Origin of the sequence: Lentzea sp. NPDC092896 (assembly GCF_044754905.1) — a bacterium.
Classification (GTDB): domain Bacteria; phylum Actinomycetota; class Actinomycetes; order Mycobacteriales; family Pseudonocardiaceae; genus Lentzea.
Genome location: NZ_JBIVPX010000005.1, coordinates 387,955 through 402,442, shown reverse-complemented (window position 1 = coordinate 402,442; position 14,488 = coordinate 387,955). Strand labels below are relative to the sequence as shown.

The window sequence follows — 14,488 nt, the reverse complement described above, 5'->3', positions numbered from 1 at the left end:
CCACCGGCAGCCGTTCGGAGTGGTCAGATCCCAGTCGTCATGACGCCCACTGCCTGCCATCAGCCCTCCCCGAGTCCGCTACCGATGTTGTACCGCGCACCACCGACATTTTTACTCAAGAGGGCCAAATCCGCAGGTCAAGGACCTCGTTGACAGATCGGAGAGACATGCATCACCAGCAGGTCACCTCATCCAACATCCGCTCCATCGGTTACGACGCGTCGTCAACCCTCCTAGAGGTGACGTTCACAGACGGCAGCACCTACAGGTATCAGGCGGTGCCTGTCGAGGTGCACGCTCAGTTCATCAAGGCCACGAGTCATGGCAAGTACTTCCACGCCCACATCCGTGACCACTACGCAACGCTGCGAGTCAGCTGACAGGTGACGAGTCGGTCGACGCCGCCCGCAGGAGACCCGTATAGGTCATGTCCCGCCATCGTCGTTCTCCCGTGTCCTGCCGCCATCACTGACGCCAGGACACGTCACGTCGTCATGGTCAGAAACTCGGGGGCGTGTTACAGAAACCTGCCTCATCTCCTGTCGCTGCGCCGTTGAAACGCCTTAGGTGTCGTGTGCCGGGCGGGGGGCCGCCGTCGAGCAGAACCGGTGCCTGTTCGGGACAACGGTCGTTGCGGGCGGTCCGGCAGTCCTCCATCGGACTCGTGCGAGCCGGGGCGATCGTTCACGGCCGGCCTGTGCCGATGAGGTTCACCAGAATGCGGTGGCAGGTGTCGTTGATCGTGACCTGCTTCGCGGTCATCCACTTCTTCAGGGCACGGGCCTGGTCGTCGTCGATCGTCAGCACCCTGGACAGGACGACCAGCCTGGTCTGCTGTTCCTCCGTGAACGACGTGGTGCTGAGCATTCCCAGCACCACCCCTCCCCTGTCCGGTCCCTGCTCGCCCAACAGCCATTGCCGGAACGTTGCTCTCCCCAAACTGGTGAGTTCGTACCGCCTGATCGCACGGCCTCTGCTGGTGGGTTGGATCAGGCCACTCTTGTTCAAACGCCCCAGTGAATCGCATACGCCCGCGTGAGTGACATCCGGCAATTGGAATCGTCGGTGCACCGCAGGCACAAGAATCCTGCTAGTTTGCGGTCCTTCGTGCATCAGCCCGAGCATGGCACCCATGAGCGGCGTGACATCGGCCGTTTCCCTGGCAGGTGGGGGAATCGACGCCGACCACACCTCCGCGAAGTTGCTGTGCCAGCGCACGGCGAACTGCTCGATGGCTATGACCAGGTCGTCGAGCATGTCGTGCGGCCGGACCAGACGCGTGTCTGGATGGCCCTTCTCAACACGCGTCCAAAGCTCGTGCGGAGTTTTCCGTGCGGCGTCACGTTGTTCATCGCCCTGCTCCGTCGCCGCCCTTTCCAAAGCAGGGCAAGTCGCGGCCGGTGGAAGCGAGACCATCGGAAGCCCACGCCGCTCGCACCAGCTCACCCAGTCCGTGAGCGCGGCCCGCGGGCGTCGGCAGGTCAAGTCGTCGATTACACCGCTGCACGGCAATGCGCTGTGCTGCAATAGAAGCAGCACACCGAGGGGCATGCCCTCGCTGCGGAAGGTCAGGTCGAGCACCGACCTGGCGATGTCCCGCCGCACGTGCTCGAACACGTTCGCCTCAGCGAGCCAGGCGACCATCGCGATGGCCGTGCCCCTGCTCTCCCTCTCCGGGGCCAGGAAGGAGATCGGAAACGGCGCACTCTTCCAGAACTTCAAACGAACGTGCATGTTGTGAAGCTGGTCCCGCTTGCCCGGCGCAGCCGCCCAGCACACGAGGCTGAGCAGGAAGTCGTCGACATCGCCCTCGGGTTCAGCCGAACCGTCTTCGCCGTGCTTGCGATCGAGACGGCTTTGCACCTGCTCGACGACATCGGCTCCGGCCAACTCCTGGATTGCGCGCGCATTAGAGGCCCCCAGGCTGGACTGCTCGAGCAACCGGTCGAACTCATCCTCGAACGCGGTCGCCATCTCATCGGCGGTGGGCGGGAAGCACAGGTCGATCTCGTTGCTGGTGTTGAAGGTCATCACGACCTCCCCTCGTCCTCGTTTGTGCTGGTGGAATTCGGCGGCCGGAGCTTCCGGCGCTGCGTGTGGAGCCTGCGCTCGACGGCCTTGGCGGTCAGCCCAACCTCGTCGGCGGCCGCGGCCTGAGTCATCCCCGTCATGCGCAACGCCAGCACCTGGCGCACCTTCTCGTCGGTGATCGCCGACATGGCGTTCGCCGCCTCGACGCGCAGCAGCGCCCGCTCGCCGGGGTCCATCCCCGGATCCACCAGGTGCTCCGCGAGGTCGATGGTCCCGTCGCCATCGACCTGCTCGTTGCGGGAGCCGGAGCGGATGAACGCCTCCTGCAGCTGGTCCTGCTTCCACCGGTCGTTGCAGACCTTGATGAAGCAGCACACGCACGACCCGATGAAGTAGGTCGCCAGGGTGGCTCCCCGACGGTGGTCCCACTTCCCCTTGCGGAGCCCGTAGTCGAGAAAGAAGTCGACGCCGCGAAGGAGGGTGTCCATCACCGCTTCTTCACGCTCGGCGTCAGACCACGCCCTCGCCGCCGCGGCTGCGGCCGGGTTGATGTGGCCGCGGTACCGCAGACACTCGCGGAAGATCTGCCCTTCGCGAACCCACAGCCGGATGATCGGGTAGGCGTACCCGATCATCCGGCCGCTCAGCCTGGGAAACACCCCGTCGAACCGCGGACCGGTGAACCCGGTCGACGCGAGCAGCTCGACCATTCGGCGGTCGGCCTCGATCCGCTCGAACCGCTCCGCGTCGGAACTCGCGGCCGCGTCCGCACCGAGCAGCGCAGCCTCGGCACGGACGACGTCCTCACTGGTCACCGCCTCGGCAACGACCTCGGCGAGTTCCTCGTCGGACAGCATCGCCCAGGCCTGGGCGTGATCATCGTCCTCGGGGTGTCCCGATTGTCGTCGCGCTTCCGTCATGCCGTCTCCCGTAGCAGGTGGCGTCGGGGGTTCCACCCGCCTGATCTGGTTCTAGGCGCCGGGTCCGCGCGTCCCCCCACTCGTTCCACAAGATTTTTGTCCTACTCGCCGGACCGCCGGCGGTTGGGGCAGAGGTCCACAAGGATTCGATCTAGTCGAATTGACGGTCGATACGGCGAAAAACGTGTCCGATGATCCCTACACACGCGAACAGGCCCGACGTTGAACCGATGAAGGTCATCCACCGGGGCCCAAGGGGTTGAAGTCGGGCGTTGCCGTTCCAGGGCATCAAGACCGATTGTCGGGTCAGCTTGCGTTCATGAAGCTTGGGCGCACAACTGAGGCCTCTGCTCCAGTACACCCGAGAGGCCATCATGGCCTGGACAGAGCAGATCCGCGTGCAGTCCTGGCGCGTCCACTACCGCACCCGCGACGGACACCGCCTCGATCTCAGGCTCGCGGAACCTGGCGCCGAGGCTCAGTTCGGACAAGCTCGAACGGTGGTTCAGCATCAAGTCAAGCAACCTGTCAGCACAGACTGGTCAGCATGCGTTCGAAGGTGTCCAGGCTGGGGGCAACCGCCTCGTCCACCCTCGGTGGGGTGCGCACGCGATCACCCCAAACCAGAAATGTTCAACAGCGGTCAAACATCCACTTCTGTCGCCGAGCGTGCACGCCGACCACAGACGAGACAGAGTCATTAGCCTTGGGAGCACGGAGTGGGAGCAGATTGGGAGCAGCTCCGCGCGCTCAACATGCCGGAACGGTCATCAATGGACCTGAATGAACCCGCACCGACCTGCAGGAGTCTTGTTTCCGCAGGTCAGCGCGGTATTGGTGCCATAGTTCACACTGAAGGAGTCCTCGAAGCGACCTCAACTGCACCAAAGCGCAGGTCAACGGCATTGAACGGCTCCGTGACGAGGAGCCTGAAGTAGTGAGCGCTTCGTAGTTCTGTGTGCACCAGCCTCGAGCACAGCCTGTCGCCGCGGCCAAGCGGCCACTTCGACGTAATGTAGGTGCATGCGAGCGTCCAGATATGGGATTGCCTTCGGCAGGTGACCTCGAGTTCGCAGATGTCGTGCCCCAGTTCGCAAGGCGCGTCCGCTCAACGCTAAGTTCGCGCCGGCGAGTTCGTCTTCGGATGTCGGCCGCTAAGCAGCCGCTCGCAGTCGGCGAGCGCAGCCTCGTACAGCGGGATGACCCGACACAGATCACCCACCGATTCGTTGGCACCTGCAAGATTGTTGTGGGAGGTCAGCATGTCCAGGTGGTCGAGACCGAGCACCGCTCGCGGTCAGCAAGGCCAGCTATTCGTAATTCTGGCACCGCAGCAGCTCAAGATGTAATTGATACTGACGATCGGTTCTGTCTCAACCAGGGCATCCGGCATTCCTCGACTCGGGCCGGTCATTCCAACCGTCGGCAACGTGCCCGAGTCGACCTGGAGTCGCTCGTGGTGTATGTCGACTACCAGCCGGTGGGTCCATGCCCACGCCCACAACTACTGGCAAGCAACCTGTTCGTAACGATCATCCAGGCCGAGATCCGGGAGCCGGAGAAGATCCTCGACCACCCTGCGATTCGGCGGCTGCTCGACATGTCCGAGCCGGTCACGCTGCTGATGATCGATGTGCTGCTGTTCATCTCGGACGACAACCAGCCCGGCGAGCTGGTCACGACCTACCGGCGACGGTTGGGCACGGCTGCGTCGCCCAGGTGCAATAGACAAATCGGCGGCACACCACACCAGCTTCGTTCAACGGCGTCGATCCCATAGGTCGACACATGCAGAGGTGCAGTCCCAGGTTCTTCTCTGCAGGAACAATCGGTCTGCCCAGTCTGTCATGCAGATACTGCAACGACCAACCCTCCGATATACAGCGCTCCAAACGCAATTGGAATCATCGATTCGACTCTTGCGAGCGATGGGTAGCCCTTACCGGATGCTTGACGTTTAAGCTCCTGATACTCAGCCCACCAAGGCGACGCCGGAAGCTGACGTTCCAGGGCCCCAACTACGGCAAACTTGACGCTATTCAACTTTCTGTATCGCTGAAGGAGAGTCCACCACCAAATGCAGACAAGTGTTTGTATTACACAAGGAAGAATCAGTAGCCACGGACTAACGTCAACTGGTCGATCCTTCCACAGAACAGCCAGGACAGCGACTGCCGCTGAGTGGATTGCCAGGAAGAATGAATTGGCGGTGCTTCGACGCTCGCTAACCTTGTCAGCGAGAGACACATAAGTCTTGTATTGTTCAATGAGCATCGCCGTGTCAATCGATTGATCCGGATCGACCACGGGTGGATTCCAGAGGCCCGCGTCAAGTGGTTCTTCCATAGGATTAACCTCCTTAAAGGTGCCTATCCAGAAATAACGCCGAATATTCGCAGTTCGCCGCTCCTCCCGTTGTCGTCCACCGAGTTTGGCACCAGAGACTCGACCAGGACGTCTCCGCGCTCAGTTCGGCGCCTCAGTCGTGAGATATCGTCAGGGATTCCGAGACACAAGAAATCCACTCTCCGACTTTGCGGGGCCCACCAAGGCAGATTGGCATCCTCTTTGGCTACTACCCAGTGACCAAGACGCTCGACGATGTCACCCAACTTCCACTGTGACGACCGGGACAATAGCGCCCAGCCCGCTTGACTGGCCGATACTTCGTCCCAAACTCTCCGCCAGTAGGAGCGTCGACTCATGACGCCTAGCTGGATTTCTGTACCTCCACCGAACTGGATGGATGAGACGTACTCGTCAACTTCACTTGCCGCTATCCCCGGCCCCGCGACTATCCGATGTCCCTGGGAACGAAAGAAGGTCCTGGCGAAGGCAAGATCGAGCTCATAAAACGGATCCCCCAATCGGTGCGGCACGGCGTGCACTGATACGGCCGACCGCGCACCCGCCTCGGAACCGCTAACATTCACATGATTGCCGTCGGGTGGCAGCGTCGAGAAGCTCGCCTGCGTGCCCCGGAGCAGGCTTGTGGCCAACATCGAAGCTCCCACCGCGCGCCATGGACTATGGACCTCGAGAAGCAGTGGGTCGCTGGCGTCTGAAGGCAGGAGATAGTCAACGGCATACGGCAACACCAAGGCCCGTGACGTGGACTTCCGTGTCGCTGTTAGGACCCCTTCTAAGATGCGGCCAACCATCATCGTAGAATCGATCGCGGAATGTACGGCGGCCGAGTGCAGCTCAACAGGGTCCGTAACACAAATCTGATACGGCCTCGGACCTACATCCTTGCCATGAACCTTGCGTACGCCTTCAGTTGAATAACGCAGAATCTCAATCGCAGACGACCTAGCCCAGCGAGGAATGTACGGTGTGCGCAAGGTCTGATGAGGCGTTGGATCCACCAACGAAACACTGGCCACACCACCTTTTCTGCCCGTGTGATGTCCGAGCGTGAGGCTGGCGAAAGTATCTCTGAGAAACCTGAGTTGACGTCGCCCATCGCTCCCGCGTGCACGAGAAAGGACTCGCTTGACAGCTCCAGGCCGCCCGAGGAGCCCTTCAATTGCAACTTGAAACTCTGGCTTGACAAGCGCATCACGAAGTGCCGCATCGACAGTATCCGGCGTGGCCCACTCCCAAGGCGCTGGCCTCGGCGCAGGTAGGCGTGCGTGCCTCCACGCACCATACTGAAGCAGATACGAGGTCACCACAGTCGTGACCAGCAGGCGGCGCAGTGTTTGGACTCAGACTGAGCGAAGAATGGTATTTCCTCTGCGGATGTAAAGGAACATTGTCCAGGAGGATGACTAGCGTGTGTCCACGAAACGCCTTCCCCCCAGGCGGTCCAGTGCCCATGTGCGAGGCCCTGAAGAAGCCTTTTACGAACTCGCTTAGTTCGCCGAACGTGTGCGAGAAGGCCAGGCCGGAGAGCCGCCCATAATTTCTCGGTGACCTCGGCACCCCTGGGCAGAGGGTGGAGCACCAGGCGTACACCCTCAATGTCCTCGAGATCTAGCGTCAGATGCGACGGCGCAGTGAACTGCGCTCGCCTTTCTTGTTGGAGCCGAGTAATATACATAACGTCGACGCCGACCAGGTCTGACTTATGCGGCAGATGCACGAGTCGTTGATCGAGCCCCAATTGCGTAGCTGCTGTGAGAAGTCGATCGGGTATCTCTCCCTCCACCATAGAAACCAGCCGAACCCGAGCGCCGAGGAGGAGGAACGTCATAACGGTTGAGAAGATCGTTCGAGCCTTCACTATGTCGCCCCAAACGCCTAGGGTCAGGTCCCTGAAATCAAGGCCATGGTCTAGGGCTGCAACTGCGGCGCTAACAGCTTGCGACGGATGCTCACCAGGACCATCCCCGAGGTTTAGGACTGGTTTGGACGTCCATCGAGAGATTCGGTGCGGCATACCGACCGCTGTCGTTCTGCAAGCAAAGAGATCGAAGATCTCTCCCATCACCTGATATGAGTCGGCTAAGTTTTCACCTTTGCTAATCGACAGGCGGGACCGCTCAACAATCTCTACCGCATGCAATCCGAGTTCCGCGCAGGCAGCCAAAGTCGAGAGACGCGTTCGGGTGCTCGGCTCTTCAAACTCTACGCCGATCGTACCCACGACGCCCCCCTGCACATCAAGCGCCTGACAAGCGGAGACGATTTCAGAAATGTCCCTCCTGATTACGCTAAGCATGAGCCCTCCACTCGCTACACGTCGACGTAACGGAAAGAGTGATGCGTTACAGGTCGTCGAACGAGTCGACGACCAAGTTCGGGCTCTCTGTCCCCAGCAGGTGCCGCACTTGCTCTATGGTGGGACTATCTGAGGCGACGATGAGGAAGATCCCGAGTCCAGAGATCTCGTTGATACTGACAGTCGCATCTCCTAGCTGATACCTAGTTCTGCGGTTATGCATGACGCGCTTGATTCCGTATCGAGATCCAAGGGACTCGAGTTCATTGTCCGGATTGGCAATTAGCGTCTTTTCCGTAATGATAAAAGTGTCGCCATCTCGCCGCATGCGGGTCCGGTGAACCTCACCTTCGTGACTTGTCAGCTTCAAAACATGACCAGGTGGCTGAAAGAAGTAGGTGTAGTGATAACTACTAATCCCTAGTCCAATCCCGCCGCTTCGTTCAATCTGGTCCTGGGCGGCGTCAACATCACCTATTCGCGCCTTAATTTCACGTTCCACGCTGCTCCTTCCACCGACTGTACGGAGGGTAACGCCCAGCCGTGGCCCTGCGGAACAGGTGTCGAAGACCGACACCCCTCAGTCTCTGAGGTAACACGACGTCCCAGTCGTGGTTGCCCTCAAGCAATGTTGGGCCCTGTCGGGCATCGGCGATGTCCCATCCCACAGTCTCGAGGCATGGGACGAGGTCGTGGCATCGCTGAGCTATCGCTACGACGTCCTCGATCAGGTCGGCTGATGGAAGGGGTGGAGGGGGATCCGTGGTTGGCGGTCCGTACTTGGGCATCCCCACGCCCCAGGCCGCGGTCGTCGAGCCCCAAGGCCAAGCAACGCCGCCGGCGCTCCAGTTGTCAACGACACTCCCCGCCGTGAGATTCTCGCGGAAGGCAAGGTCGACGACTGATGTCTCACCATGGCGCCGCCAGGTCAGAACGCGGAAGGTCGGTGTGGCGCAATTGGCGTGCCTGGTCAATCGAGGATCCAAGCGGCCCTCAACGACGAACCAAGCGTCATCGAGAGCAGTCGTTGAGGTCAGAGCACTGGCGCGCTGAGGCAGTGCTAGGTCTGTAGCGATGCAGCCGCTCCCCCAACGACCGGTAGCAGGCTTAACGATGTAGCGGCCAGCCGGAAGCAGTGGATCATTTCCCGGAAGCAGTGTGAAGTCCAATGTGACGGCAAAGCACTGGCTCCCAGCCACCAGCACATGAACCGTCGAGGACGGCAAGCCTGACGCCGCAGCCAACTGCTGCACCAGCCCCTTGATCTTCAGGACTGCAATACAACCCAGGCAACTATTGCCTCTCCGAAAATGGTTGCGCTGCTCATACCCAACATAGTCGCTTAGTTGCCGCCAATTGAGCGGGGCACCTATAAGTCCATATCTTGACAGGTCGGCCTCGGTCAGTCTCCGGCGGATAGCTACCGCTAGGGCCGCCGGCAGGGGCGCTTCGACCGCCTTACTTCTGATCAGCGCCCTACAAACCGGGAGAGCGTGATGCGCAAGATAGGTACTCGTGCGCACATCTACTGACGTGTCCGCAGCGCCGGCTAGGCGCAACGAAGTTGGCAGCTTCGCCACCCTTTGCAGATTTGGGCACTGAAGCCGCGCTGGCGACTTCACCCGTCTGAACCCAAGCAGTCGGCAATGGTTCGCAGGGTAGCCTCGACAACGTCGCCAAGCGCCCCGTCATTGTATATGCAGTCCCATGGGGCGCCCGATCTATCCCACTCGCTGTACAGAAAGCGGTATCGCCGTCGCGCATCTGTTCCATAGTCCGTCGCAGGCTTATGCATGAAGGTACTTCGCGATCGCTCGTCTAAGAACTCTCCTAGCACACGCTCGATTGGTGCAGTTAACTGAATCCTCGCGCACTTCACCGGACTGCCATCGAGAAGACGATCGACATTGGCTGGGTACAAAACCGCGCCCTCGAGGATAATGTGCTGAACGTTTGCGACAGAATGCACGAGTAAGTCCTCCAGCATTGCCTCTGCGGCAGAGTACTGCATCTCAAGACCGAGTCTGTGAGCGTCCTCGCTTTCAACGTTCGAGACAAGCTTCCATGCGCGGTGAGTCGGCTGCCGAAATGGGTTCGATTCCCCACCCCAAACTCTGGCCAGCATGTCTGTGCATATGATGTAGCGGATGCCGATACACGCAGCAACCGCGGCAGCTAGGGTCGACTTGCCAGCGCCTGTCGGTCCTGAGAACACCACCCAACGGGGGGCCCTATCTGTCGTCGCCTTTGCAAGATCACGACGAATACTCAGAGTTGCATCAAGTTGCTCGCAGCGGCGGAGGAGGCCCGAATCGATGTAGGTGGGATACAGGCCATTGCGTGGGCTTGACCCCGTCATCGTGAACTCGGAAGGTCGACGCCAAGCGCCGTCAGCTTCGCGAGCCGGGATGGCTGCAACTCGACGCCATAAGTGAGGGCGGTGGTGATGGCCCGGTGAGTCCGAAGGCCAGGTGCCGCAGGTGGCTCTCCACCAAGAGGGGGTGAACTCGTGATGTCCTCGATCAAGTCTCCAATGGCAGACGACACTGTGTCGGCAGATGCCCACAGATCTGCCTTAATAACAATGAATACCATGCCTCGAAGGTCCCCATGTCGAAGTCCGCACTTGACCCCCAGCAACCCACCAGCCAGCGCCTCGATCAGCACTGCGAGGCCGCTACCCTTATAGCCTCCAAAGGGAAAAATTGCCCCCTCAGTCGCCGCTGCGGCGTCAGTAGTCGGTTCGCCCTCGCTGTCCACCGCTAGTCCCGGCGGTAGTGGCTCGCCAGTCTTCGCCCTTCGCCGAACCTCGGCCGCGGGCAGCGGTGTCATGGCAATGTCGATGACCAAGGGCCCGTGCGTACTCGGCGCGCCGATCGCCAGCGGATTGGTACCTAGGACAGCTCGGCGCGCACCGATCGGCGCCACCCGTGCCTTGGCTACGCTGACGGCGATGGTGGCGTAGCGACCGGTAAGCGCAAGCTGATAAGGGTGGTAACCAGCCGCAAGAAATGTTGACGCACTGCGAGCCGCAGCGACGCCGATGCCGTGCTCGTCGGCCGCGCGACGTGCTCCATCCACGGCAGCCGCTGCAACCACCGGGCCAGGGTGCCCTTTTGCTTCGACGACAAGTCCAGCAGATGAGACGTTGTCCTCAACGAGTGGGATTTCACAGGTACGCTCTGTTCGCGTTAGCATCGCTTCAAGCATGTCGAATCCATGCGTTTGCCTACCACTAACCTCGGCATACATAACTTCGTCAGAGATGTTGGCAGCCCATATACCCGGAGCACCTGCACTCGTCAGCCGGTCCTTGATGGCGTCGGATATCTGAAGCCAGGGCAGTCGCACTATTTCTCCTTGCGGGAACCGGGTCCGGAAGGCTTCCACCCTTCCGGACGTGGATAGTAGATCACGTACGTATTTCCGGTCAGCGGCGCGTCCACGTCGAGGCGGACAGTGTTCCGATCCATAAACGCATTTGTTGAGAGGAATGGGGCAATTCGAGCTGTCTCACTTCTGTCCGTGCTACTCTTTCGAAAAAGTCTGCCAACAAAGCTCATTGCTTGGAAGTCGACAACCTTGAGCGCGGTGTCGAACTCCAGAGTAATGCTCAACCTATCGGTGGGATGATTCACGAACCAGTGATGCTCAACCTCGTCCACACCGAACAGGAAATCTTCAATGGGCGACAGAGGCGCGATGTCGTTTCGAGACAACGGCGTGTAACCAAGCCAGGGACTGCGCCATCCATACTTGGTAGTGTCCCCTTCTTTTAATGGCGGGTCGATTCCCACTTCGAAGGTGTACTTTGACGTCTGGTCCCGCACCCTGATCAATCGAAATTCACGTCTAGAATCGAGTCCGATTAGCATTATCGGCCATCCGCTCACGTCCGGCGGAGCAGGCTCACGAATCTTATAGTTCATGTACATAGAGTGTGTGCTGTCAGCGAGATTACCCCGAAGTGCAAGAATCTCGATCTGAGTCTCTACTTGAAGCAGCCCAGAGGACTGGAACCTCAATAGATGGTCGACGGCGAGGCGGCGATACGCTATACGTGGGGCGTCACCTCGACCGTTATTTAGCACCCGCGCAAGTGCGGCGAAGTACCGCATTAGCGCGATGGCGTTGTCGTCCGCGTCGGGTTTGGTTACGTCGACCGCTTCGAGCTCCCTCGGCAGAGACTTAGGGAGGGGGCGCGTTCTTGCGGCCAGAACGATCGCGACTGGGCGACCAAGTGCTTGCGCGGTTGCGGACTCCGAAATCAACCAGTCAAACGAGGCGGGATTGTCCACGCGAGGATCCTCCCACAGAACTACCGTAGCCTCCGTCTGCTCAATTAGTTTGCGCACCTTGTCGCCGATTAATTCCGGGCGAGGAGCATCTGCGGTTATAAGCTCGAGGCCCACAGCATCGGCGATCTTCTTGCAAAGCTCAGCAATGGGCGAGGGAGGGAAATGGCATGAGAGGAAGATTGGGGTTCGATCGCGCATGGACACTCCTACGACTGGGAACTGTTCAGGGCGTGCAAGGCCGCGCTCGCGCCAGAAGCACGCCCTAGGACCGCTCCCGCGGTGAGTCCCGATCCTCCCGGATAGCCAGGCCCGAACAATCCACCGACAATCTCCCCTGCAGCGAATAGACCCTTGATGGGGGCGTCCGAGTCACCGATCACCGATCCATCAATTCCCACCTTGAGGCCGCCGTAGGTGAAAGTGAGGCCAGACCTCGTCGGAAAGGCATACCAACCCTCTTGAATTGAGTAGCCCTTGCCCGACTCCAAGATAGATTCTTCAAATGTCTCCGGACTTACGGCTAACTCATGGGCGAGTTGACGCAAGGTCCGGGCAGAATAGGAGGAATCGCTGTCAAAGTAGTGCTTCGGAAATAGTGGATTAGCAACTACTTCACCCGAAAAGACCTGATAGGCGAATCCATTCGCTTTCTCGATCATTGCTGCGCCCAGGCTGGCATATGTGTGGTTACCATAGTCCTCGGACTCCTTGAAGAATCGCCGTCCGCTGGCGTCGACGACCACACCGAGAGGGTACGCATAGCGGTTCGCAGCATGCGCTTGGTGCATCTGCCCGGGATGACGATGCGCCGGCGCATCCAGGGATTGTGGTGTGGCGTGGCAACTATCCCATCTACCGGACGGCCGAGCCCCCATTGCCAGGGCGGTCTCGAGAACATGTCCGGTATTGAAGGGCACCCCGCGCAGCGGGACACTTCGCCACTTCTCGCCAAGATGCTTCACTCTCAGTCTCGTGCTCGCTTCGAATCCACCAGCAGCGAGCACGAGCGACCAGGCCTTCCATGTTCTGCCGACAGAATCCGTGACTACCCAATGACCCGAATCGAAGGCGAAGTGCTCAATTGTTGCGTTAAAGTAGATCCGGCCACCTAGGGAGAAAAAAGCCATGAGGTTCCTCCGCTGGAGGCCCTGCCCTCCGCCGTCCAAGTGAAGGTTGATGGCGCCGGGCAGGATCGTTCGCTCGTACTTCCATCTGTGCCCTATCGAGTGCATCCAAACGATGGTCTTCTCGGAACGTTCGATGATTGAGCGGATGAGGCTGCGGTCGAAACTGGGATCCGAAAGGCGCAGCCAGTCACGAAGGAAATCGGAACCAGAGTACGGATCGAATCTGTCACTCGAAGGAACACTGTCCTGTCTTCCCGACAAGAAGTCCGCCATCGCTCGTCCGTTGTGGATGAAGCGCAGGTTTTTTGTGAGACTACTGTTTCCGCCCGCTAGGTACTCCGGCGCTGACTCGAGAACCACCACGCTTCGCGCGCCTGCCTGGAGCGAAGAGATCGCGGAGAGCAGGCCTGCGCTTCCGGCCCCGATCACGACGATGTCTACGAGTTGCGACACTCTCTGCTCCTTTCACCGACTGAGGAGAGTAGTCTCGGCGATGATCTCGTGTCTCGTAGGGACGTCGAACTGAAGGGTGTAGGCACCCGCATGAAGGTTGATCCACCTAAGGTGGAATACCAACCCGACTCGTCCTTCTTGATCAGACCATCGTTCTGGACGGCTGTGATCGTGGCGTAGCAGCCAGTGCTTACTCCGCCCGCGTCGTCGGAAACGTGCACGGTGAACTTAATGTCGCGATCAGCCCGATACTGGTTCGGCCTCACCCTGTACTGGCTGTAGAAGCCGTCGATCTCCAGGCATAGATGAGAGTTCGCCGAACGTACAGGTGTAGCCGCACGAGTGGAGATGCCACGTGAACTGTCCGAGGGTGCAGGCCCCGGAGGCAACGCCGTTGCTGTGGTCGAGGCTCCTGGGTTGGTGGCGCTACTTGACGTCGGGTCCTCCACTGCAGTGCCGGACCATGTTGACGTCGGCACGTCGCCCTGACCGGCCGAACCACCACTTGACGAGATCGGTATAGGCCACGCCAGGAGCGCGACCAACACTCCCGCAGCTACGAACGTGTTGGCAGACGCGCGCCCCGAAGGACGAGAAATTCCAGGTGGCATGGACACCGCTGTTCCCTTCCTTCTGGTCCCGCCTCAGCAACCGAGCAGAGCAGAGGTAGTGCTCGACACTCCCGCATTGCGAGCCATGCCGCATTCAGTGCAAAGCTCACCAGACCCATCGGTTTCAGCCGTCAACTGTTACGGGGCAATCCACTCTCGTCACCGGGACGCAGCTCCAGCGGGCTCATGGAATGGCACTCAACGCGGTCGAGATGGCGGAACATCACGGCCGCACCGTCATCTTCTCCGGTGGCTTCACAGCTTCGCTGAGACTCTGGTTCCCGGAAACCAAGGAGGAGCACCACATCTGGGCAGGGACTCAGCTGTGGCGCATCAAATCACTCCCCGACGACCTTGTCGTCGTAGCCGGCGCGCGAGGGAT

General features: G+C 60.0%; 11 protein-coding genes. 2 read left to right on the top strand and 9 right to left on the bottom strand.

Going from position 1 to position 14,488, the window contains the following annotated elements; genetic code table 11:
* The first annotated feature begins 167 nt into the window (after window positions 1-167).
* The gene (locus tag ACIQF0_RS26355; protein WP_401033389.1) at window positions 168-380 is read left to right on the top strand and encodes a KTSC domain-containing protein; all 213 of its coding nucleotides are present in this window, start codon (window positions 168-170) and stop codon (window positions 378-380) included.
* Window positions 381-684: 304 nt separating this feature from the next.
* Here the strand turns inward: ACIQF0_RS26355 and ACIQF0_RS26350 are convergent, their stop codons facing one another.
* Together ACIQF0_RS26350 and ACIQF0_RS26345 are read right to left on the bottom strand one after the other, a co-directional pair.
* On the bottom strand, window positions 685-2,031 hold the full coding sequence (locus ACIQF0_RS26350; RefSeq protein ID WP_401033387.1) for a hypothetical protein: 1,347 nt from the start codon (window positions 2,029-2,031) through the stop codon (window positions 685-687).
* On the bottom strand, window positions 2,031-2,951 hold the full coding sequence (locus tag ACIQF0_RS26345; RefSeq protein WP_401033385.1) for a hypothetical protein: 921 nt from the start codon (window positions 2,949-2,951) through the stop codon (window positions 2,031-2,033). The genes ACIQF0_RS26350 and ACIQF0_RS26345 overlap by 1 nt, the downstream gene beginning before the upstream one ends.
* A gap of 1,270 nt (window positions 2,952-4,221) precedes the next feature.
* Here ACIQF0_RS26345 and ACIQF0_RS26340 point away from each other — a divergent pair.
* On the top strand, window positions 4,222-4,731 hold the full coding sequence (locus ACIQF0_RS26340; protein ID WP_401033383.1) for an SAM-dependent methyltransferase: 510 nt from the start codon (window positions 4,222-4,224) through the stop codon (window positions 4,729-4,731).
* Between the two features lie 65 nt (window positions 4,732-4,796).
* On the opposite strand, the gene ACIQF0_RS26335 is transcribed toward ACIQF0_RS26340, so the two are convergent.
* The 7 genes from ACIQF0_RS26335 to ACIQF0_RS26305 form a co-directional block, all read right to left on the bottom strand.
* Complete coding sequence (locus ACIQF0_RS26335; RefSeq protein ID WP_401033381.1) at window positions 4,797-5,297, bottom strand: hypothetical protein; 501 nt, start codon at window positions 5,295-5,297, stop codon at window positions 4,797-4,799.
* 1,324 nt (window positions 5,298-6,621) lie between these two features.
* Window positions 6,622-7,617 (bottom strand): hypothetical protein, encoded by a 996-nt coding sequence (locus ACIQF0_RS26330; protein ID WP_401033379.1) that lies wholly within the window; start codon window positions 7,615-7,617, stop codon window positions 6,622-6,624.
* Between the two features lie 46 nt (window positions 7,618-7,663).
* Window positions 7,664-8,119: a hypothetical protein gene (locus ACIQF0_RS26325; RefSeq protein WP_401033377.1), complete on the bottom strand. Its 456-nt coding sequence runs from the start codon at window positions 8,117-8,119 to the stop codon at window positions 7,664-7,666.
* The gene (locus ACIQF0_RS26320) at window positions 8,109-8,405 is read right to left on the bottom strand and encodes a sugar-transfer associated ATP-grasp domain-containing protein (protein WP_401033905.1); all 297 of its coding nucleotides are present in this window, start codon (window positions 8,403-8,405) and stop codon (window positions 8,109-8,111) included. The genes ACIQF0_RS26325 and ACIQF0_RS26320 overlap by 11 nt, the downstream gene beginning before the upstream one ends.
* Before the next feature lie 1,567 nt (window positions 8,406-9,972).
* Window positions 9,973-10,968 (bottom strand): Ldh family oxidoreductase, encoded by a 996-nt coding sequence (locus tag ACIQF0_RS26315; protein ID WP_401033375.1) that lies wholly within the window; start codon window positions 10,966-10,968, stop codon window positions 9,973-9,975.
* A complete protein-coding gene (locus ACIQF0_RS26310; protein ID WP_401033373.1) occupies window positions 10,968-12,113 on the bottom strand; it encodes a hypothetical protein in 1,146 nt (381 codons plus the stop codon). The genes ACIQF0_RS26315 and ACIQF0_RS26310 overlap by 1 nt, the downstream gene beginning before the upstream one ends.
* Before the next feature lie 8 nt (window positions 12,114-12,121).
* Window positions 12,122-13,495, bottom strand: a complete 1,374-nt coding sequence (locus ACIQF0_RS26305; RefSeq protein ID WP_401033371.1) for an FAD-dependent oxidoreductase — start codon at window positions 13,493-13,495, stop codon at window positions 12,122-12,124.
* Between the last annotated feature and the right edge of the window lie 993 nt (window positions 13,496-14,488).

Excerpts from the sequence above, each read along its gene's own strand:
- ACIQF0_RS26355 (WP_401033389.1), top strand. The coding sequence starts at position 168 with ATGCATCACCAGCAGGTCACCTCATCCAACATCCGCTCCATCGGTTAC.
- ACIQF0_RS26350 (WP_401033387.1), bottom strand. The coding sequence starts at position 2,031 with ATGACCTTCAACACCAGCAACGAGATCGACCTGTGCTTCCCGCCCACC.
- ACIQF0_RS26345 (WP_401033385.1), bottom strand. The coding sequence starts at position 2,951 with ATGACGGAAGCGCGACGACAATCGGGACACCCCGAGGACGATGATCAC.
- ACIQF0_RS26335 (WP_401033381.1), bottom strand. The coding sequence starts at position 5,297 with ATGGAAGAACCACTTGACGCGGGCCTCTGGAATCCACCCGTGGTCGAT.
- ACIQF0_RS26330 (WP_401033379.1), bottom strand. The coding sequence starts at position 7,617 with ATGCTTAGCGTAATCAGGAGGGACATTTCTGAAATCGTCTCCGCTTGT.
- ACIQF0_RS26320 (WP_401033905.1), bottom strand. The coding sequence starts at position 8,405 with ATGCCCAAGTACGGACCGCCAACCACGGATCCCCCTCCACCCCTTCCA.
- ACIQF0_RS26310 (WP_401033373.1), bottom strand. The coding sequence starts at position 12,113 with ATGCGCGATCGAACCCCAATCTTCCTCTCATGCCATTTCCCTCCCTCG.